Origin of the sequence: Vibrio syngnathi (genome assembly GCF_002119525.1) — a bacterium.
Lineage (GTDB): Bacteria > Pseudomonadota > Gammaproteobacteria > Enterobacterales > Vibrionaceae > Vibrio > Vibrio syngnathi.
This window is the reverse complement of the sequence record NZ_CP017916.1, coordinates 1774299-1795876: the sequence shown is the minus strand read 5'-3', so window position 1 is coordinate 1795876 and position 21578 is coordinate 1774299. Positions and strand designations below refer to the sequence as shown.

Sequence of the window (21578 nt, the reverse complement as noted above, 5' to 3'; positions counted from 1 at the left end):
TTAGAAATGTATAGTTTGAATTAATCGCGAATTACATATTAGTCGTTGATTAGGTCCCGTTTTAATTTCGAGAGGATATTAATCAAACTTCCCCTCAATTTCTGGTATTAGATATTCTTTATCGAAATTTCTATATTTGAAAAGAGATGATTTCAATTTTTCCGTTCTCTTTTCATAGTCAATAGCACACGTCAATAGTATATCCTTCGCTGACTCGTATGCAGATTTTAGGTATTCATCATCTTCGATTTTTTTAAGTGCATCTTTCTTCCTTTTCACAAATTCATTTTTTCTAGCAGGTGTACTGATTGAAAACGGCTGTATCATATTAGGTTTGATTGAAGAACTTCCATTAGAGTAGCGCGCTTCGGTTAATATCATTGAACTCATGATGTGTAATAGTGTAAAACCGCCTTTTGAAATTATTTCCTTTGTTTCACTATCATATTCATTGTTTCTTAGATCTGAATTCTTAAGCGTCCATATTTTTTGGTATAGTGTGATTGAAAATGTATAAATATCAAAGTCAGCTTCATTACTGAAAAGTAAATTATATTTAGATGGGCTATCAAAAAGCGTTGTTGTATCGTTAGCGGCGATGACGGATTCTTTGTTCACTACAGAGTGAATTATTTGGGCCATTTTTAGTAAACCAATTACTTTATTACCAGTATAACCTTGTCGCTTATAGAAGTTCTCGCGTCGTTCATAGTATATATGAGACTTTTTAAGGTGGGATTCTAAATTTCGCTGAATATCATCATTGGCTTTGAGACTTGCTGCCTTTACAGGGTTTTGTGAGTTGGTCGCACTTATAATATCTGTTTGAACATCAAGGTTCTCCGCGTTTACTAACTTGATAAAGACCTTTAGTGATGATGGTAAAGTACCTGACTCTTTGTAAACATGGTACAAACAATGTACTGTTTGACATCCGTTTACTATTTGTGGGTTTAGAATTGCATACTGGTTGCTACCAAGGGGAGATATTTCATCAGCAATTATGGTTAGTCCATTGTTCATGGCCCAGAATACTTCTGATTTTTTGTCATCATTTATTGTTTCAATAATTGATTGGTTTATTTTACCATCTTCACCTAAAAAATATCTTACATTTCCTTCGGTTAGGTGTGTTTTGAAATCTCCATTCTCGTGTAGTAGACACTCTATAATTTCATTACCCAAAACAAATCCAGAATATCCGCTAGTTGGTATTGCTCTTTCTTTAATCTCTAATGGTTGAGATATAAAAGATACTTCAATTGTTTCATCATAGCTTTCGGTCAAGTCGAGTAAATCTTGTGCTCCCCAGTTAAAAAATTCAAATGGAATTTTTAATATGTTGTCCTTCATTTCTTCTTGAAGGTGCTTTATTTTCTCAGAGATTTTCTTCTCCGGTGCTGCAGTGACGTAATAGACCTCACACGAAAATTGAGCCCTTTCTTTACTCGCTTTTCTAAAAATGGCTCTTATTAGCTCAGCTTTATCTAGTATATCTTTATTCGCTCCAATTTTACTTAACTTTGCTAAGCCTAAATCGAGGTTAAAAATTTCTTCGATACCTTCTTTAGTCTTCCTAAATCCATCAGTGGAGAAGCTATTCTCTTTTTTGGTTTGAAAAAATTTTACTTTAATATTACTCTCTTTGTTTATGGGGTGTTCCTCACTGCCCACTAATATTCCATTGCAGAAAACGTAACAATGGTCAATTCCTTCGTCGCCTCCTTCTCCCATAATTCCATCAATTAAATCGTCATGTTCTAGGCCGCCAAGGGACTTAACATTTGCAAATGAGGCAACAGCAACTTCGAATTGGTTTTTTTTAACAGATTTTAGCTCTGGGTTGTCTTCGTATAGTTTATCTATTTGATCGTCTAAAAGAACTTTGAGGCTCATCGATTTGTTCCTAATTAAAGTATAATGGATGTATCTTTATGATATCAAAGCTATTGATATGATGATTGTTTTATATATTATATTTGAGAGGTCGATTGCTGCATTGTAATTATTCTGAGTGTGAGCAAATTGGTATGGCAAAAGTGGGAGTGGGGAAACGGCGCTGATCTTCATTCACGGTTGGAGCTTAGACAGCAGGCTTTGGCAAAACCAAGTGAGTGAAGACTTTTTACGTGCTGTACAGCTCCCGAAACGACTAGGGCAGATGCACGTAAGAATAGGCTGATAATCCCCTCCTAGCCTCCCCTTGGTTTACATCTCCAATCTCTTGTTTGGTTATGGGAAAAGGGAGGAACTGAATACCGGTCGCTGCATGTGCTGCTATATGTCCAGCGAAAAAGAATGTTCTCCCCCTCGAACGTTAATCTAAAGAGATCGTTTTACTTCATTTGAGGGGGATCTAGAGGGGGAGGCTTTGTTCTACTAGAACTAATCAATGCAACGTTGATGAAAGCGGTGAAGTCAGTGAAAGAGGGCAGTTTGTAACTGTTCGATAGAAAAACTAAGACCTCGCGATTGCGGGGCCTTTTTGTTCTTTACGAAGTTCTCATCGACAAGTTTAGTTGAATCCCTTTGGAGTATTGAGACGTTAAGTAGTCGAGTCGCGTTAGTTTAATTTGTTTGCGAAATTTTGAAGTTGAACTCGTTGTTATGTGCTTCTAAATACTTTTCAAATCGATCACGATGAACTTCGCTTAGTTCTTCAGCGCAAAGTTCTTCTCCGCTTTGAATACCTAAACCTTTCAGTAAGGAAATATTTAGTTTGGGTGATAATTGGGATATGTACTTTGAACCTTTTTTAATGAAGGTCAACAAGTGAGCGTCAAAAAGTTTATCGATATGAGCACAAAGCAGTATGCCATTTGCGCCATCAAGTCTCTGTTCATCACTTTCACATTTGGACCAAGGCACTATGTGAGATGCAATTAAAATCTCGCGTACGCTTGTAAGCGTTAGCGCACAGCACTCACCATTCCCCCATGAGCTGATAACGTTTTGTCTAAATCGCCCCTGCCCAATACGCGAGAGAACTAGACTTTCACGTTCTGTCTTATTGATCGTAGTACCGAATATTATGTTGACGTCTTGTGCTACGTTGGGTGAGGGCATTTTTGAATACTTTACGTTATGCTTTCCAATCGCATAGTAATTGCTGCCAATTACCTCAAGAGACATCTCAGAGACTTCTTCTATGTACTCTTTTATCTTGGCACTGCCTGTATCAACATAACTGTCGTTATCTTCATCCCAGATTATTGGAAATGTTCTTAATGAATATCCTTCGTTTTCAACCAACTTGATGTACTCGAGAGCTTCGCCAAACGCATTAACTCTACGTCCGTCGTTGTTGAACTCCCAGTCCATAGAAAAAATCAAAGATCTTTCTCGGTTTGTATTGACGTCCCACGCACCAAAATAAACTACTTTTTTTTCGTGATTAACAAAAGCCCACCCATACCGCGCATTTCGGTTCGTTGCACCGTAGGATTCCATAAATTTTTTGCGTGACATTCTCCGCCTTACTTCTTAATTTGCGTTTCTGCATTTTAACCTAGGAGTTGTTTATAATCCTGAACAGCCGTCAAATCAGGATGAAATTGTTCGATATAAACACATCAAGGATTACAGCATTTACTACATTGAAGACTCAGGTCACTTCCCAATGCTAGAACAACCTGAGCAGTTCAACACAACGTTGATGAAAGCAGTGAAGTCAGTGAGGTAGGGCAGTTGTAACTGTTAGATAAATAGAGCTAAGGCCTCGCGTATGCGGGGTCTTTTTGTTAGTTGGAGGTTTTGCTAGCTAATTTCATTCCCAATGTGCGAGTAATGATCGCGTCGTTCACACGTTTATGGTCCTTAAACTTGTGCCTCATAGTTATATAAATGGTCTATCAACCACTCCTAGATACGTAGTTAGCACCACTGTTATTAGTAACGGCTGACCGAATCTAGTGGTGCTTTCTACTGATAATAATTTTAACTATGTGTTTAGGACGTCCTGCTATGGCTAAGAAAATAATATTCATTCATGGTCGCGCTCAAAAGCCCGATAAAGCTCCCCTTCAAGCACTCAGGTACGAGGCTATAGAACATGGCTTGCAGCGAGATTGTGGATACTCAAGTTCATTACAAGCTTTTAAAGATGTCGATAAATGGTTTGTCTATTACGGTGAACTATCGAACACATTGTTAGAGAAACCAACGGAAGACCCTGCAAGTCGACAACAAGCGCTGTCTGAACTCAAAAAGTACAAGACAAGCCAGTTCAATAAAACAACGTATAACAAGGTGTCTAAAATTGGTTTTCTAAAAGAGGCGCTAGCAGATACCTTTTCATCGCTATTTGGAAAGCTGGGTGTGGCTGAGACACTTATAACGAAGGTCGCGCCGGATATGGCGCATTATTGGTATGAAGATACCTATTTTGGCAGCGATGTTAGGCACAGGTTAATGGTTGAACTGAAGGAAGCGCTTGATAATCAGGATGATGTGATGATTGTATCGCACAGCCTTGGGTCGATGATCAGCTATGACGTGTTATGGAAGTTGTCTCATTACGGAGAGTATAGGCATGACTATGGTGCGGATAAGAAGGTCAACTTATTGCTAACGCTTGGGTCACCGTTAGGAGATGAAAACGTCAAAGATAGGCTAAAGGGGAGTCGCTTGAAAGATGAGAAGAAGTACCCGTTAAACATTCAGCAATGGGTAAACATATCGGCAGAAGATGATTTTATCTCTCATGACAGCAAAATTAGAAATGACTTTAAGGATATGCTCAAACTGGGTCTGATACCCGGCGGAATGAAAGACATCCACCCAATCTATAACCTCAATATTCGCAACGGAAAAAGCAACCCGCATGCCTCTATCGGTTATCTCATTAACCCTAAATTCATCAAAGTATTGGATGAATGGCTCTCTAGTTGATTTGGTTTTACGAACGTAAATTTCTTCGCTGCTTGTTCGTTGAAACTCAGTAAAACTAAGGCTTCGCGTGTGCGAGGCCTTGTTAGACTCGTTCAACACAACACTGTTCAAAGTGATTAAGAATTTTTGTATTCGCAATAGTTAAGCTTTTTTGAAAGCGACTCTAGGCTAAGTTTTGCCAATGTGTCTTTGAAAGGCGAATTATGTAAGGCAGTAGTGAGGATGTCGCGCTCTTCTGCTGAAAGCAAATTCGCATGCCTGAATAATACGTAATCTAATGCGACGTGCAGGTACAATGTTGAGAAGTCAGGTTCAAGCAAATCATCATTGTTATTCAACTGCCCGATAAGTGCTTTAACGCTTCTTTTAATACCTTCCTTTCCCCTAATCGTTAGCACGTTTTGCTCAGCTTCGAAGCGGCTCAGTGCTGCGCACCGAAAGGCCACTTCCATCAACGTTTTACTCACTCCCAATAACGACATACGTTGAGTGTCGCTAGCCTTGGTCACTGTTAGTTTTTCTGTTGGGTATGCTTGCATGAGGAACTCACAGATCGCTAAACTCTCGGTCAGTGCAACCCCATCACTGGTTTCTAGAACTGGAATGGTGCTAAATGGATTAATGGCGACCAATGTGCTGGGTGTTTGCCACGGGTCGACCCATTCAAGAACCATTGGAGCATCACACATATAGGCCGTTGCCAGCACTGCTCTGGAGAATGGAGAGGTGTCGTTTAAATACAGTTTCATGAGCGATTCCTTTGCTAAGAACTTATTTGAGCAGTGTTTAATGTCTGCTGTTTGGTTGATGTAAATGCGATGCAGAGTATCGACAAAATCAGTGCACTCGCGCTGATCATAAATAAGAGGTTATAACTGGTGAGTTGAGGGGCGTAGTGAGCCATAACGAAGCCGACTATTCCTTGCGATATAGCAAAAGCCATTGTCATTGCTCCCCAAGATCTCGTATGGAGCTGAGTCCCGACGATTTCTAAGGTGTAGGTTGATACCAGTGTTACGGTACCAGGCGTAAACATACCGACCAACAAAGATGAAGCAAAAAGTGCTGTTTCACTGGTGCTTAATAGCGGAAGAGCAACCCCGGAAGCTTTACAAATAAACGCGGCTAATAGTGCTTTTTTAAGTCCAAACTTATCACCTAATATACCAGTCACTATTGGTCCAATCGCTGCTCCTATACCAAAAACAGCCCAATAAAAACCACCGCTCGCAAAACTCATTTTTAGCTCTCGAACAATATAGTCGACCCAAAAGAGAGTGTGGGGTAAATAACCGATGGCGCTAAAGCTATAGGCTAAAAGTACGCAGCTAATACTAATGCGCTTATTCTTAGATAAGGCATCGAACGTCGATGGACTTTTATCGCAATGGTTTGGTTTAGCTTCAAGAGCCCATGTGTTCCACGTCAGGACAGTTGCGAGGAAAGCGATCGCTCCCATACCTAACCATGCACTTTCAACACTTTGGTAGATAAGCAAAGGTATGATTGTTCCTGAAATCATGGCACCAAGGCCAATGCCTGAAAACACGACGCCACTGATTCTTGCTTTCATTTCTTGCGGGTGAAGGCTGGTGATCACGGGTGGAGCGAGTACCATGAGTATCGCACCGGATACACCAGCAATAGTTCTAAGTGTTAAAAACCATTCAAAGGGGGCAGACTTTAAGGCACAACCAAGATAACTAAAGCTACTTAATAACAGAGAGGCACGTATGAGTGTGCCTGTTGAATAATATCTCTGTAAAAAGCTCGAAGCAGGAGCTCCGAAAATATAGCCAATCAGTGTGGCAGCACCGAGTATGGAGGCGTCTTCGCTTGAGAACCACCCACCTTGAATGAGCACAGGCATCAAAGCTATGTAAGCAAATCGCCCAATGCCATTCCCAACTAATGTTGCTGCGAGCCCTGCGAAGGTGCTGCGGTTTAAGAGTTTTACGTGCTGCATGTCACGTACCTTTGGTTTTTACTTGTAACATTACGCTAACATTTAAACTTGAACTATCTAAGCTGAGTTTTTACTCTAATGCTTAAGGTTTGATGACAACTTACATTTTTTGTAAGTGTCAGATTGGTCATTTACATCTCTAATCTCTAGTTGGTATAGGTAAAAGCTAATGGGAGAGTGGGAGTAGCTGAATATCGATCGTGACAAGCGCTGTTATATGTTCAGCGCCAAAGAATGTTCTCCCCCTCGAACGTATATCTAAAGAGATCGGACAACTTGATTTGAGGGGGAGCTAGAGGGGGAGGTTTTTGATGCTAGAACCGTTTAACACTACGTTGATGAAAGCGTTGATGAATGCGTTGAAGTCAGGGTTGTAGGGCGTTGCCGTTGATAAAGATTAGCTGTAACCGTTCGATAGATAAAACTAAGGCCTCGCGTGTGCGAGGCCTTTTTGTGTTCCGACCCAAACTAAATATTAATCGAGCTTAACGAAAACTCGGGATAATCGCTGGTATCCCTGGTAGAAGGCCAACCAACGCCATCACACCACTTAGCACAATAAACATAATGCCTGGCAACACCCAGCGGCTCATTCTACTCAGTTCACTGCTACGTTCTTTACAACCGACTAAGCCTAAGTTATCCAGCAGCATGGTGAGAGCCCAACCAAATGCAGGGTTAACCAGCGCTGAAGAAAACACAACAATCGCGGCCGACTGCGTGGTTTTACCTTCACGTGTCATTTCCATTCCAGCTTCTAGCAATGGAACAAATACCCCAACAATAAGTGCTACACACAGTACAGGTTGCCAGATAGCGAGATCCATCGGGTAGCCCCACACAGCGGCGATGATACAGAACAGAGCCGTGAGCAACGCGCCCGCAGGAATAGGGCGTTTAGCAATTGCCGCCGGTACGATGTAAGTACCCCATGAAGACGTAAAGTTAGTACCACCGAGCAGAGAACCGAACGTTTGACGAATAGACGCCGTGGTCATGGTGTCGTCAATGTTCATGTGTACTTTCTCGGTACGTTCTGGATAGCTGATCTTTTGGAATACTTGATGCCCTAAGAAATCTGGCGACCACATCGCCACAGCTAAAATAGCAAACGGCAATACCACCATGAAGTGTTCAATCGTCGGCAGGCCTAGCATCCAGCCTGTATCTTCTCCCCACCAATACATAGGGTTCATGTTGGGTAAACCTGGCTCGGTTTGAAAAGAGAACGGTGCCCCCATGGCAAACGCTAACGTACCACCCAGCAAGCAGCTAAGAGGGACGGCTAGCCAACGCTTACGGAAATGTTCCAATAACGCGTATAAAATAATGGTGCAAAAGATCACGACAAAAGCGATGTGGCTCATACCGATCCCCTCAGCCCAAGCGAACAGCTTTTTAACTTGAGAAGCGGTGCCAACAAAGCCAAGGTAGAGCAGTAAACCACCACAAACGCCTTTACTGGAGAGGTTAGCCAACATGCTGCCACCTTTACTGATGGCTAAGATTAAGCCAAAAGCGCCAATCAGCAACCCAAAGGCCATTGGGTGTCCGCCTGCTGCTACGACAATCGGAATTAAAGGGATGAGTGGGCCGTGTGTACCTGCGAGGTTAGCGGTCGGCAATAAAAAACCAGAGAAAAGAATAATGAAAACCGAGGCGATGAGCAGTTCATAACGAACGTTTTCTAAGATGAAGCCTTCGTTTAAGCCGAGCGCTCCAGCAAAGGTGGCTGCAATCGCGCCCACCATAACTATTTTACCAATGGTCGCCGCCATCGCTGGGATGGTATCTTCTATTTCGAATCGATAATCTTTAAAAGGCAAATTGGGACGCCAGCGTTTAGGCGCCATGATTTGCAATTCGTGCTCTAAATACTGTTCGCGGGAATCAAATTCCGAGCTTGGTTTGTGTTGTTGTTCATAAGTGAGTTCATCCTCATTGGTTTGAGGCTTATCTGTTCGTATATGTACCGACTCTAAAGTGCTGCTCATTTTGATTCCTTTCGTTCACACTCTAAGGCGTGTTATTCCAACAAACGTTATTGACTCACGCAGAAGCGCAAACAATGCGTCAACTTATAATTAAAAACTCATTAACATTTAGTTGTTAGTACCTTATACCAAACCAAAAAAAACAAACAGTCTCAGGCAGTTAGACATTAGTCGTAGAGTCGGACGACTAGTATTAGACCCTGTAGATAGCATGTGTCTGTTTATTGGTAGGCGATGAATTTATGGGTAATAAACGAATATCTAACAAGAAATGCTTGGCGTTAAAGCATCAGATAACGTCCATCGATGAGTGCTTTCTGGGGTAACGTTTTTGGTTAAAAACTATTGATAATAATTCTCATTACGTTACCTTGTGGGCTCAAACACACTCATTGTTGCGGAGACCAACATGGAACACTCGGATATTACTCAACTGCTTATTCCAAAGAGCGATTGGGCATCGCCTGATCTCTTTCTCTATGAAGGGGAAGACAAACTTCATCTGAGCTTAGAAGGCGCAATTCAATACAGTGGATTGAACAGCATTGGTGGCGTGGTTCTGGGCTTTAGGATGATCCAACATGCGGTGCAACTCGCGGCGGGTGATCAGTCTTTGCAACGTGATGGCATCAGTGTTTATACCGCGTTCCCTGGACGTGGTGCTCAAGATGCTTTTGAGTACACATGCCGCGCACTGCGTGATAGGCGCTATTGCTGTGATACCACATTGCATCACCCAGCAGCGCAAACCGGACAACGTGGTCAATTCTTATTTACGCTTCGCTTGAATGAACAGTCTATGGTGATGACGCCAGCAGACGGACTTCCAAGAAAAAGCTATTTTGAGGCCGACAGACACGCACAAGAAGGTCGAGAGGCAGCATTGAGATGGCGCGATGAGAAGATCAACTTCGCCAATACGCTCTTGAGCTTGTCGCCAGAAGAGTGCTTACGCGTGTTGTAATTCTTTGTTCTCACTTACAGAATGAGCTCAAAAACACAATGAATAATAAGAGGTCGCTCGCTTTCAAGTGGGCGACTTTTTTGTATCAAGCGCTAACGGAAAGCAGATTCCTAGTCGCGCTTAGGCTTGCTGGAATGACTCACTTTTAGTTTAGTGCGGTAGTCTAAAGTCTATGAGTTTCAGCAATCAACTTAAGCTGCCCGATCTCAATCCGTGACACATTTAGGCACGCAGGTGGTGCAGTTTTCAAAGCATTACACAGCTTACACTGACACGAAGTGATATAATTTTTGCCCAAAGCTTTGAAGAGCTAATGAATTAAAGGATGAGTACGATGGAAAAAACGATCTCGTTGGTACTTGGCAGTGGTGGCGCAAGAGGCTTGGTTCACGTTGGAATCATCCGTTGGTTAATTGAGCATGGCTATCAGATAAAATCCATCTCTGGTTGTTCAATTGGCGCACTTATCGGTGGTGTCTATGCGGCGGGTAAGTTGGATGAATTTGAAGAGTGGGTCACCAGTATCGACCAATCGGATATGGCGATGATGTTGGACTTTTCATGGCAATCGAGTGGTATCTTCAAAGGGGACAAGATCATCGACACTCTGCGTGGATTGATCGGCGAGATTTCAATTGAAGATCTGCCTATCCCTTATACCGCAGTTGCCGCCAATGTCGCTGATGAAAAAGAGGTTTGGTTGCAATCAGGTTCTCTGTTTGATGCTATTCGCGCTTCTATCTCTTTGCCACTGTTCTTCACACCTCACGTCATCAATGGTGAAGTGCTGATTGATGGAGGAGTGCTCAACCCCGTACCGATTGCGCCTACCTTTAGTGATAAGACAGACTTTACGCTGGCTGTGAACTTAGGTGGTGAACCTGAGATGCTTCAACAGGAAGTGATACCGGTTTCGCTACCAACAAAAGAGAGCAATCTGCATGAGAAGGTTGTTCACTTTATCGATAATCTAGGTAGCGGTGTAAAAAGTAAAATGAGCTTCAATTTTGCTGCCTACGACATTGCTAACCAAGCGTTTGATGCGATGCAATCGACCATTGCTCGCCAAAAATTGGCCGCTTACCCCGCCGACATTACGCTTGAGATCCCACGTAATGCCTGTGGCACCTTAGAGTTTTATCGTTCACAAGAGATGATAGACAGAGGCTACCATTTGGCACAGGCTAAACTGGGCAACCGACTTTAATGTATTTGCTGCTGAATGAGAGTATTTATGGAAACTGAACTAAAAGAGCTTGAACTCCACGAGCTTATGGCAACAAAAGATGTCATCGTGCTCACTAGCTCAGAAGAAGCTGCCGTATCTTGGCTGATAGAGTGCTATCAAGAGAACGCTGATATTCAGATTATCGAGAAAGCACACCAGCTAAATACTGAAGCGATTGTGGTGCAATGCCGAGACTGCCTGAGTGAAAATAAAAAGGTCATCCTCACTGCGCAGTTTCGTAGCCAGCTTCCTATTATCAATATCGCTTCACTGTGTAATGAGAAGCGCAAGTCATTGATCAATATTGAGTTGTTAGGCTGGGATGAAGAGACTCGCCTTCCTCAGTCTTATACTAGTTTCTAGGTCATAGCAGTTTCTAGCTTATAACGGTTTCTAGTTAACCGCATTCGCTATATAGCAGCAGTTTTAGGTAGCAGACAATGTAAGCGCATTACTTCAAATGTCTGCCGCCATCAAGGTGCAAAGTTCTTCCTGTCATGTAGTGACTGGCCAACACAAACTTGATGCCATCTATTATTTCCTCAAAGCCCGCTTCTGTGGGAATCAGAGCTTTCTGCAGCGCTTTGGTCTTGTATGCCTCATCGTCATGCTCATTAAACTTAATCATGGCTGGAGAGAGGGTATTTACTTTGACCTTGGGAGCCAGCATCGCTGAAAACGATAGCGTTAGGTTGTTGAGCGCCGCTTTACTGGCCGCGTAAGCAATGTGTTTTTTACTGCCTTTTTCTGCAACGTAGTCACTGATGTGGATGATGTCTGAAGTTTGATCGCCAGATATCAGTTGGTCTTTGAGTGTTAAATTGAACAGATAAGGCACGGTAGCGTGAATCGTCATCATCTGGTGCATGATGTGTGATGCATTTTCACTGGGATCTTTCTTGCTCTCAGATTTCCAGTCCGAAGCGTTGTGTATGACGGCTCTGAGTGTCTTATATTCTTGACCAACATAATCAAGAAAGCCCTCTAAGCTGCTTTGTTGATAAAAGTCGACTTGCTGCAAATCGGCTCCACTGTCGCGCAACAGTTGCAGTTGAGGATAGTCGCTGCGGTAAGTGCCAACCACTTCGTATCCATCCGCTAAAAGTTGCTGCGCCAGTGCGAAACCGAGTCGCTTTCCCACGCCGGTTATTAGTATCGTTTCACTCATCGTAGAAACTCAGCTCTGGTTTGAGGGTTAGTTTTGAAAATACCACCGAGAGCGGTCGTTGAGGTTTCAGAGTTTGCATCCATGACGCCTCTGGATTTAACGCAATAGTGCGTGGCTTTAATCGTCACGGCCACGTTTTCTGTCTCTACTAGAGTCTGTATCGCGACTAGGATTTGCTGAGTAAGGCGTTCTTGTACCTGAGGACGCTGAGCAAAGAATCGAACGATACGGTTTATTTTAGACAGCCCAAGAATCCTGTTTTCAGGTATATAAGCCACTTCCGCTAAGCCATCGATGGTAATGAAGTGGTGTTCGCACGTCGACGTTAAATCGATATCCGATACCTTGACCATTTCATCAACCGACATTTTGTTTTCTATAACACTGATTTTCGGGAAGTTATCGTAATCGAGCCCTGAAAATATCTCATGGACGTACATCTTTGCAATGCGATGAGGTGTTTCAGCAAGGCTGTCATCGGTTAAATCCAGCCCAAGCGTACTGACCACTTCCGTCAGCAGTCCTTTGATGCGGTTGTACTTCTGGTTGGGATTCATTTCGCTCGGTGTCATTGGAGTTTCAAGTCCTCTTGCGAGCAAAGCTTCTCTTACTTTTTCGGCTTCTGTGTTCAGCATGACGCACTCCTTATGAATTATTGTCGTTGTCTGCTTCATAGCTCAGAGTGAGCGAAACAGAGTCAGCAAAACGTAGCGCATGAGGCTTGTCGATTCTCACTTGAGCGTATTTTACCCATGGATGATCGATACAAATGCCGAGAACGTCACTGGTTAGCTTTTCCAAAAGCAGAAACCTTCCGGATTCGACATGTTGAATGATCTTCTTGCAGATGTTTTTGTAGTTAAGCGCGTTGTCCACATCATCTGAGAGACAAAGGTTGTTAGCGGGGTAGTGGATCTCTGCATTGATAACGATGTCTTGCTGCTTAGACTTTTCTTCTTCGTTGAAGCCGATGAAGGTTCTTAGTCTCAGGTTTGTAATGGTAATAATGGCGTTGTGATTCATAACAGTGTCCATTCCTTAGAAAGTGAAGTCAGTTACGTGCTTGTTTTAAGAAAAGATCAGTGAAGTTCAGGCGATTAAGAGTTCAGTCGTTCCTTTCGCAGTTGTTCTTGTTGCAGTCGTTCTTTTTTCAGTCATGTACGGGCTAAGTGAAACTGAGCTCGAACGGGATGGGTTCGGTTTTCTGGCTCAACTGATCGAAGTTTTCCCAGAGCTGCTGAAATGAGATGTCTAGAGTGGGGTGGCGTTCTTGCGCGGCAACATCGACTAACGGCCTGAGTACAAATGCGTACTCGGTGATTTCGCCTCTAGGCAGCTCTACGCCATCGATAACGCCCACTTGATTACCATAAAGAAGGATGTCTATATCCATTGTGCGTGAAGCATAGGTTTTGGTTTGACGCTTGCGATCATTCTCTGCTTCGATTTGATGTAGAACCTGAACCAGTTCATCGACAGGGAGGTCACATTCAAACCCAACGACAAGGTTTAGGAAGTTGTCCCCCTCGAAGCCGACAGGCTCGCAATCGTAGAAATTAGAAATGTGCAACGGTGCAAAGCGGTCATTCAATGCTTTGAGAGATTCTGTGACGTGGTGTTCGCGGTTAATGTTGCTTCCGATGCTGACGTAGACGTTGGCCATAGTTTTCCTTCCTTTTAAGGAGCCTATACGTCCAACTCGCGATGAAGATCAGCTATGCATTCTCTTAAAAACAGGAAGATAAAAGAAAATAGGGTTCTGCCGCAAATCGCCTCTGATAGTGATAGAATCCCCGCATCAGAATTATCGAGAATCTAGGTATTTATAGACAATGTTTATCCATCACGTTAACGGCATCGACTGGCTGGTGATTACAGCTTTTGATGAACTGAAAACTATGTTTATCGAAGATGCAGGCCCAATCCCATCTTACTTCTCGACCGCCAGCGAATTGAGCCTGATTGATCAAGCCAAGCGCAGCTATGGATTTTTACCTAAACTCCGCGGTGTGATCACTGATACCGGAACGTATCAAAGTGAAAATCTTGACGAAGATTTGAACCCACAGCTTGCGTGCATAGTGGAAGGGCGAGGTCGGGTGTTTATTTATCACGGCGACTATGTGGCTTTTGTCGATGACGAACAAACCTTCATTACCCGCATGGACTGAGAGTGATTCAGTTGGTTTAGAGCGGTTGATTGGTTAATTGAATAATGGGTTGCGAATAAGCTGCTCTGTAGATAAAACTAAGGCCTCGCGTGTGCGAGGCCTTTTTTATGTGTTGTTTAGCGAGCGAAATAGCTTGGCCAGAAGCTCGTGATAATATACTGCCAACCCCCCGTTCAAATCTCCCCCTTAATTGATATTTTCCCCCTTTTTTGAAACACAGAAAAGGCGGAGGGTAACAACATCTAACTTTCTATTTTTGTTTGTTATGTCCCTATGCAAACTCTTTATTATTCAGTGAGTTAATTTGTCCGTATTCTCTGGTAACTATTTGAAATACTAGGGGATACAGAAATGAAAAATGGGTTAGTCTGCGCATTAGCCGTGATGATAATCGTGGGGTGCAAAGAATCGAATGAGCCAAACGCTGCTGTAGTGGAACAACCGAGTGTCATCTCTCACATAGATAAAACACCTGAGCTAGTTGCGGAATTAAAGGCACAAGAGACAATTGATGATCAACTTAGGCTGCTTTATGAGCGTTTTGAACCCATGCTTGACCGCAGTGACTCTCTTACTGGTACGGATGCAAACAACGATGGTATCCGCGACGACATTGAGGCGTTTATTAATGCGCTAGAAGTGACCGAGCCAGTCCGAAAATCCTTAAAACAAAACGCTCGCTACTCACAAGAAAACCTGTACCACGACTTCTCGAAAAAGACTAAAGCCAATATCGACAAGGCAATGGCGATGGGTAATAAATATAACAAAGTTATCGCCTGTAAGAAGTTTGTTGGCATTCCAGTCAGAGATAGAACAAATACAGGAAAAACCACTAGAGCTCTCACCTACAACACCAAAGCACGCACCATGGCCTACCTTGCTTATAGCCACCTATTAGATGGTTCCGTAAGTACCTCTCTAAAAGCAGAGGCACAGTACTGTGAATAAGCTAGTCACCCCGTTCAGATCTCCCCCTTAATTGATATTTCCCCCCTTTTTTGAAGCACAGAAATGGCGGAGGGTAAGAACATCTAACTTCCTATTTTTGTTTGTTATGCCCCTATGCAAACTCTTTATTATTCAGTGAGTTAATTTGTCCGTATTCTCTGGTAACTATTTGAAATGCTAGGGGGTACAGAAATGAAAAATGGGTTAGTCTACACGTTAGCAGTGATGTTAATTGTGGGGTGCAAAGAATCGAATGAGCCAAACGCTGCTGTAGTGGAACAACCGAGTGTCATCTCTCACATAGAGAAAACACCTGAGCTAGTCGCGGAATTAAAGGCACAAGAAACAATTGATGATCAACTTAGGCTTCTATATGAGCGTTTTGAACCCATGCTTGACCGCAGCGACTCTCTTACTGGTACGGATGCAAACAATGATGGTATCCGCGATGACATTGAGGCGTTTATCGATGCGTTAGAAGTGACCGAGCCAGTCCGAAAAGCCTTAAAACAAGAGGCTCGGCAGGCACAAGAAAGTCTTTATCACGACTGGAATGCAAAGACCGATGCGAACATCAGAAAAGCACTCGACATTTCATACAAATACGACAAAGTACTCGCTTGTAAAGAGTTTGTTGGTATTCCTGTAAGAGATATAACCAATACAGGAAGAACCGTTGATGCGCTCACTTACAATACCAAAGCCCGCACTATGACTTACTTGGCTTACAATCACCTATTAAATGGTTCCGTAAGTACGCTCCTTGCTGCGGAGGCAAAATTCTGTGAATAAGCTAGTCACCCGTTCAAACCTCCCCCTTAATTGATATTTTAACCCTCTTTTGAAACACAGAAAAGGCGGAGGGTAACAACATCTAATTTCCTATTTTTGTTTGTTATACCCCTATGCAAACTCTTTATTATTCAGTGAGTTAATTTGTCCGTATTCTCTGGTAACTATTTGAAATACTAGGGGATACAGAAATGAAAAATGGGTTAGTCTGCGCATTAGCCGTGATGATAATCGTGGGGTGCAAAGAATCGAATGAGCCAAACGCTGCTGTAGTGGAACAACCGAGTGTCATCTCTCACATAGATAAAACACCTGAGCTAGTTGCGGAATTAAAGGCACAAGAGACAATTGATGATCAACTTAGGCTGCTTTATGAGCGTTTTGAACCCATGCTTGACCGCAGTGACTCTCTTACTGGTACGGATGCAAACAACGATGGTATCCGCGACGACATTGAGGCGTTTATTAATGCGCTAGAAGTGACCGAGCCAGTCCGAAAATCCTTAAAACAAAACGCTCGCTACTCACAAGAAAACCTGTACCACGACTTCTCGAAAAAGACTAAAGCCAATATCGACAAGGCAATGGCGATGGGTAATAAATATAACAAAGTTATCGCCTGTAAGAAGTTTGTTGGCATTCCAGTCAGAGATAGAACAAATACAGGAAAAACCACTAGAGCTCTCACCTACAACACCAAAGCACGCACCATGGCCTACCTTGCTTATAGCCACCTATTAGATGGTTCCGTAAGTACCTCTCTAAAAGCAGAGGCACAGTACTGTGAATAAGCTAGTCACCCCGTTCAAATCTCCCCCTTAATTGATATTTTAACCCTCTTTTGAAACACAGAAAAGGCGGAGGGTAACAACATCTAATTTCCTATTTTTGTTTGTTATACCCCTATGCAAACTCTTTATTATTCAGTGAGTTAATTTGTCCGTATTCTCTGGTATCTATTTGAAATACTAGGGAAACAAAAATGAAAAATTTGTTAGTTTGCACTTTATCGGTGATGTTAATTGTAGGATGTAAAGGATCTAATAAGGCAATTGAAAATGGAGTGGAACAACCGATTGTCATATCAAACATAGAGAAAACACCTGAACTAACCGCAGAGTTAAAGGCACAACCGACAATCGATGACCAGTTTAGGCTGCTATATGAGCGTTTTGAACCCATGCTCGACCGCAGCGATTCTCTTACTGGTACTGATGCAAACAATGATGGTATCCGCGACGACATTGAGGCATTTATCGATGCGTTAGAAGTGACCGAGCCAGTCCGAAAAGCCTTAAAGCAAAATGCCCATTACACACAAGAAAACCTCTATCACGATTTTTCACAAAAGACCGACGCTAATATCAAAAAAGCTCTATATATTTCAGATAAATACGGCAAAGTCATTGCTTGTAAGGAATTTGTTGGTATTGATGTGGATGACAGGATAAACACCTCCAACACAATCACATCTCTCACCTACAACACCAAAGCCCGTACTATGGCGTACTTAGCTTATAATCATTTACAAGATGGATCTGTAAGTACACTCCTTCCTGCTGAGGAGAAATACTGTGAATAAGCTAGTCACCCGTTCAAACCTCCCCCCTAATTGATATTTTTACCCTCTTTTGAAACACAGAAAAGGCGGAGGGTAACAACATCTAACTTTCTATTTTTGTTTGTTATGTCCCTATGCAAACTCTTTATTATTCAGTGAGTTAATTTGTCCGTATTCTCTGGTAACTATTTGAAATACTAGGGGAAACAAAAATGAAAAATGGGTTAGTCTACACGTTAGCAGTGATGTTAATTGTGGGGTGCAAAGAATCGAATGAGCCAAACGCTGCTGTAGTGGAACAACCGAGTGTCATATCTCACATCGAGAAAACACCTGAGCTAGTTGCGGAATTAAAGGCACAAGAGACAATTGATGATCAGTTTAGGCTGCTATATGAGCGTTTTGAACCCATGCTTGACCGTAGTGACTCTCTTACTGGTGCGGATGCAAACAAAGACGGTATCCGCGACGACATTGAGGCGTTTATTGATGCGCTAGAAGTGACCGAGCCAGTCCGAAAATCCTTAAAACAAGAAGCTCGGCAGGCACAAGAAAGTCTTTATCACGACTGGAGTGAAAAGAATAACGCCAATATAAAAAAGGCACTAGCGATTAGCCATAAATATAACAAAATTCTCGCTTGTAAGAAATTTGTTGGTATTGATGTTGATGACAATATAAATACAGGAAGAACCGTTGATGTACTCACTTACAATACAAAAGCCCGCACTATGACTTACTTGGCTTATAACCACCTATTAGATGGTTCCGTAAGTACCTCTCTAAAAGCAGAGGCACAGTACTGTGAATAAGCCAACAATATTACTCATGATTGCGGCTTCACTGCCATTCAATGCAATCGCCAACTCATGCAAAATTGAAGGTTACACCATCGGTTTTTTTAACGGTGTTGCAACAACCAAAAAGCAAGCCGAACAAGGGAGATTTAAAATAGAATCCACTATAGATATCAACCAATACAACGGTGAGTCTGTCGATTACCAGCTTTTCTACAACGATTCTTATATTGACGGAAGTGGCCTTAACGTACTAGCTGATTTTGCTGAAACCTTTGACCAAAGAACTTACGAGTTAGAGCAGAAACAATTCGACCGGTGGGAGGCCTTTTGGGACATTGTGAGCGGTCGGCAAAAAAGCGCTATCATCCAAAAAATCAGCGCCACTTTTACTTGGTTTGCTGGGTTTGTTCTCGACTTCACAAACCAAACCATCAATGCAACCATCACGACATTTTTAAAAGAACTAGCCTCACTTGTTGATGCCCCCGAAACCAGCCAAACTAGAATGCAGCATCATCTTTTAAATGACTCTCTTACGTGGAAAGGAAAAAAGCTCATTTACATCGCGCATTCACAAGGGAACTTGTGGGTAAACGAATCGTACAAGCATGTTACATCTCAATACGGTTACAGTGCCGATAACATTCGCGTCGTTCACATCGCCCCCGCTTCTCCAACCCTTAGCCCAGACAGTGATTATATTTTATCCGCCTCAGACCTTGTGATTAACTTGCTTAACTTTACAGGGATAGGCAGTGTTCCGCCTCCCAACACCACGATAGCACCGAGTAAATTAGACATTACTGGACACGGACTCATTCCTATTTACCTCACTCATCCTAAATCTATTGAAAAACTTAAAGCCTCCGTCGATAAGGCTTTCACGTCTCTTACTAAACCCGAGATGGAAGATTTTTTGTTTAAAATTGAGTTCGATTATAGTGCGAGCTATGACTCACTTCATGATAATCCTGTTTATGAAATTGTTGACGCAAGTAAAACTGACGAATTTGGGTCTTACCTAAAGTCTCCTTCTTTCTATCTCAGCCCAGAGGGTGATTCTTGGTTCAAAAGGAACGTGGATTCTTATATACAAGATGAAGATAGATTACCATTTAGAGTTGAGAACAATGCTGTGGTTTTGTTTGATACTTGTAAAAGCCCGAACGAGGCAATGAATGACATTCCATCGATTCCCTCGCAAGACACTTATATGTTCGTACAATGGCGAAATTTAAAACGCTTTGAGCTAGGTACATTTAAAGATATTTGGAGGTCAAGAAAGATGACCGATAGATATGGATTGGTAGATGAAACCCCAATAGCATTTCGAGATATGGACGACGACTATTTCATTTGTGCTGGGGATGGAGATGCTATTGAACTAGAAGCAACACAACACTTTTATAATGAGGAGCAACGTCAGTATTTAGTCACTCAGCATTTGTCTGGACGCTATGATGTGTCGGCACGTTATGCAGTACCTTTTCAAAGTTTTCATCCTACTAATCTCTGTCAAGGCCATTGATTACTAGCTACGTTGAAGGTTCAGGCTATGTCCATATGCTAGAGCAACCAAAGCAGTTTAATGAAAAGTTGATGAAAGCGGCTAAGTTGGTGGAGTCGGGGGACAACCTTTCGATAGATAAAACTAAGGCCTCGTGTGTGTGAGGCCTTAGTTTTGAGGCTGTTACAATAAACCGATCTCTAACGGGTAATTGGATAGAAGTGTTCTAGTCCATGACAATTAGAGTCGTTACTATCCTTACCAGATATCTTCGATTAAAGAGTCTTTAAGCTGCGCAGCTGCGGCAATGTTTTCTTTCGACATGTACTGTTTCACGTCGATTATCTCTTTCTCTGCATCCGAGTTTCCGTATTCCTGTGCGACTTCAAACCATGCTAGCGCTTTAACAAAATCGCTCCATGTACCGTGACCATTACGGTAGGCGTAACCAACGGAATATTGACCATAATCGTTGCCCTGCATTGCGGCGCGAGTGTAATACTCTAATGCTTTTTTTGCGTCTGTCGTTTTGAAACCACACGGTTTTTTGTATCGAGTAGAAGAGTAAATATCACCCATCTTCACATAAGAAAGTGTATGTTCATCTTCTTCAATGGCGTTGCTAAATAATTGCATCGCTTTAGAGCAACTCTTTTCAACACCTTGTCCATTTAGGTAAGAAATACCCAAGTTGTACATGGCACTTGCGTCGCCTAAGTTTGCAGATTGCTCAAACCAATACGCAGATTTGGAGAAGTCTTGAGCGACGCCTTGACCTTCATCGTATGAAAACGCGAGTTGATACATAGCGTCAGAATAACCCGCTTTTGCAGAAGCTAGGTAATAGTCGTTGCCTTTCTTCAGGTCGACAGGTGTACCTTCACCATCAAAATACATTACGCCTAATGAGTAGAGCACATAAGGGTCTTTGCTGGTTTCAGCTTGATGGTACCAAGCCAGTGCTTTTTCGTATTGCTCTTCGTAGTAATAATTATCTGCCAAGGTAATCATCGCTTTTACCTCGCCAGATTCCGCGACTTGATTCATGTACTGATATCCGCGTTGTAAGTTCTCTTCATACATTGAATCTTCAATTAAAAGGTTAGCAGCCTGCATTAGCAATTCGTTGTCGCTAGACGTTTCTGCGTTCTTTAAAAGTGTGAGTTCTTCGCCTTCAAAAGCTTCTATCTCAAGATCGTATGCAAAAGTGTTAGCTGATAGCAGCAGCGACAGTGACGTTAAAAAAGTACAACTTTGCTTTATCATTTAAGCCATTTCTTATATTAGTAATGTTTCACATGAATATAACAAAATGGCTTTGAAAATAAAGGAAATTTCGGGATGTCAAAAACCGAATTTACGACAATGAGACCTAGGGCATCTCACAATGCTGGCGCAACCAAGACTGGTTTATAAATGTTGAGCCAAGCGATTAACTCTATGGCTTAGGCGCGGAAACGAGGTGGCACTGACTCAGTGCAATGGATGGACAAAGGTAAGGCTTCACGAGTGCGACGCCTTACTTATATGAATATGTGTTTTTCGACCATTTTCAATAAATCAGTACCACTGAAAAGAAAGTACTG

Annotated in this window: 21 protein-coding genes and 2 pseudogenes; 13 read left to right on the top strand and 10 right to left on the bottom strand. The window is 42.4% G+C overall.

The window, feature by feature from the left end:
• Positions 1–78: 78 nt before the first annotated feature.
• Positions 79–1896, bottom strand: a complete 1818-nt coding sequence (locus tag K08M4_RS08270; RefSeq protein ID WP_086049535.1) for an AIPR family protein — start codon at positions 1894–1896, stop codon at positions 79–81.
• A gap of 133 nt (positions 1897–2029) precedes the next feature.
• On the opposite strand from K08M4_RS08270, the pseudogene K08M4_RS22535 reads away from it, so the two are divergent.
• Positions 2030–2119 (top strand): annotated as a pseudogene (locus tag K08M4_RS22535) (alpha/beta fold hydrolase); the annotation flags it as partial.
• Between the two features lie 449 nt (positions 2120–2568).
• On the opposite strand, the gene K08M4_RS08265 reads toward K08M4_RS22535, so the two are convergent.
• Positions 2569–3468, bottom strand: a complete 900-nt coding sequence (locus K08M4_RS08265; RefSeq protein WP_086049534.1) for an HNH endonuclease — start codon at positions 3466–3468, stop codon at positions 2569–2571.
• Positions 3469–3562: 94 nt separating this feature from the next.
• Between K08M4_RS08265 and K08M4_RS22095 the strand changes: the two are divergent.
• Together K08M4_RS22095 and K08M4_RS08260 are read left to right on the top strand one after the other, a co-directional pair.
• Positions 3563–3682: pseudogene (locus K08M4_RS22095) on the top strand (alpha/beta fold hydrolase); the annotation flags it as partial.
• A gap of 281 nt (positions 3683–3963) precedes the next feature.
• Positions 3964–4890 (top strand): hypothetical protein, encoded by a 927-nt coding sequence (locus K08M4_RS08260; protein ID WP_086049533.1) that lies wholly within the window; start codon positions 3964–3966, stop codon positions 4888–4890.
• A gap of 116 nt (positions 4891–5006) precedes the next feature.
• Here K08M4_RS08260 and K08M4_RS08255 read toward each other — a convergent pair whose 3' ends face one another.
• The 3 genes from K08M4_RS08255 to K08M4_RS08245 form a co-directional block, all read right to left on the bottom strand.
• Positions 5007–5639, bottom strand: coding sequence for a glutathione S-transferase family protein (locus K08M4_RS08255; RefSeq protein ID WP_086049532.1), 633 nt, complete (start codon positions 5637–5639; stop codon positions 5007–5009).
• A gap of 14 nt (positions 5640–5653) precedes the next feature.
• Entirely contained in the window at positions 5654–6856 is a 1203-nt protein-coding gene (locus tag K08M4_RS08250) for a YbfB/YjiJ family MFS transporter (protein ID WP_086049531.1), read from the bottom strand.
• 485 nt (positions 6857–7341) lie between these two features.
• Positions 7342–8850, bottom strand: coding sequence for a DUF3360 domain-containing protein (locus K08M4_RS08245; protein ID WP_086049530.1), 1509 nt, complete (start codon positions 8848–8850; stop codon positions 7342–7344).
• A gap of 409 nt (positions 8851–9259) precedes the next feature.
• Between K08M4_RS08245 and K08M4_RS08240 the strand changes: the two genes are divergently transcribed.
• The 3 genes from K08M4_RS08240 (at position 9260) to K08M4_RS08230 (ending at position 11405) form a co-directional block, all read left to right on the top strand.
• Entirely contained in the window at positions 9260–9814 is a 555-nt protein-coding gene (locus K08M4_RS08240; RefSeq protein ID WP_086049529.1) for a hypothetical protein, read from the top strand.
• Positions 9815–10148: 334 nt separating this feature from the next.
• Positions 10149–11021, top strand: coding sequence for a patatin-like phospholipase family protein (locus K08M4_RS08235; protein WP_086049528.1), 873 nt, complete (start codon positions 10149–10151; stop codon positions 11019–11021).
• 27 nt (positions 11022–11048) lie between these two features.
• Positions 11049–11405 (top strand): hypothetical protein, encoded by a 357-nt coding sequence (locus K08M4_RS08230; protein WP_198299277.1) that lies wholly within the window; start codon positions 11049–11051, stop codon positions 11403–11405.
• Between the two features lie 88 nt (positions 11406–11493).
• Here the strand turns inward: K08M4_RS08230 and folM are convergent, their stop codons facing one another.
• The 4 genes from folM to folK form a co-directional block, all read right to left on the bottom strand.
• Positions 11494–12210, bottom strand: a complete 717-nt coding sequence (gene folM / locus K08M4_RS08225) for a dihydromonapterin reductase (RefSeq protein ID WP_086049526.1) — start codon at positions 12208–12210, stop codon at positions 11494–11496.
• The gene (gene folE, locus K08M4_RS08220) at positions 12207–12845 is read right to left on the bottom strand and encodes a GTP cyclohydrolase I FolE (RefSeq protein ID WP_086049525.1); all 639 of its coding nucleotides are present in this window, start codon (positions 12843–12845) and stop codon (positions 12207–12209) included. Before folE ends, folM begins: the two co-directional genes overlap by 4 nt.
• A 10-nt stretch (positions 12846–12855) precedes the next feature.
• Positions 12856–13233 (bottom strand): dihydroneopterin triphosphate 2'-epimerase, encoded by a 378-nt coding sequence (folX, locus tag K08M4_RS08215; RefSeq protein WP_017102704.1) that lies wholly within the window; start codon positions 13231–13233, stop codon positions 12856–12858.
• Between the two features lie 142 nt (positions 13234–13375).
• Positions 13376–13873: a 2-amino-4-hydroxy-6-hydroxymethyldihydropteridine diphosphokinase gene (gene folK, locus K08M4_RS08210; protein WP_086049524.1), complete on the bottom strand. Its 498-nt coding sequence runs from the start codon at positions 13871–13873 to the stop codon at positions 13376–13378.
• Between the two features lie 169 nt (positions 13874–14042).
• Here folK and K08M4_RS08205 point away from each other — a divergent pair, with 169 nt between their 5' ends.
• The 7 genes from K08M4_RS08205 (at position 14043) to K08M4_RS08175 (ending at position 20013) form a co-directional block, all read left to right on the top strand.
• Complete coding sequence (locus K08M4_RS08205) at positions 14043–14381, top strand: cytosolic protein (RefSeq protein WP_086049523.1); 339 nt, start codon at positions 14043–14045, stop codon at positions 14379–14381.
• Between the two features lie 351 nt (positions 14382–14732).
• Positions 14733–15332: a chromosome partitioning protein ParA gene (locus tag K08M4_RS08200; protein ID WP_086049521.1), complete on the top strand. Its 600-nt coding sequence runs from the start codon at positions 14733–14735 to the stop codon at positions 15330–15332.
• Positions 15333–15524: 192 nt separating this feature from the next.
• The gene (locus K08M4_RS08195; RefSeq protein ID WP_086049522.1) at positions 15525–16124 is read left to right on the top strand and encodes a chromosome partitioning protein ParA; all 600 of its coding nucleotides are present in this window, start codon (positions 15525–15527) and stop codon (positions 16122–16124) included.
• Between the two features lie 191 nt (positions 16125–16315).
• The gene (locus K08M4_RS08190; protein ID WP_086049521.1) at positions 16316–16915 is read left to right on the top strand and encodes a chromosome partitioning protein ParA; all 600 of its coding nucleotides are present in this window, start codon (positions 16316–16318) and stop codon (positions 16913–16915) included.
• 191 nt (positions 16916–17106) lie between these two features.
• Complete coding sequence (locus tag K08M4_RS08185) at positions 17107–17706, top strand: putative periplasmic lipoprotein (RefSeq protein ID WP_086049520.1); 600 nt, start codon at positions 17107–17109, stop codon at positions 17704–17706.
• A gap of 191 nt (positions 17707–17897) precedes the next feature.
• Positions 17898–18497, top strand: coding sequence for a chromosome partitioning protein ParA (locus K08M4_RS08180; protein WP_086049519.1), 600 nt, complete (start codon positions 17898–17900; stop codon positions 18495–18497).
• Positions 18498–18513: 16 nt separating this feature from the next.
• Positions 18514–20013, top strand: coding sequence for a hypothetical protein (locus K08M4_RS08175; protein ID WP_086050407.1), 1500 nt, complete (start codon positions 18514–18516; stop codon positions 20011–20013).
• A gap of 237 nt (positions 20014–20250) precedes the next feature.
• On the opposite strand, the gene K08M4_RS08170 is transcribed toward K08M4_RS08175, so the two are convergent.
• A complete protein-coding gene (locus K08M4_RS08170; RefSeq protein ID WP_086049518.1) occupies positions 20251–21258 on the bottom strand; it encodes a tetratricopeptide repeat protein in 1008 nt (335 codons plus the stop codon).
• Positions 21259–21578 lie beyond the last annotated feature (320 nt).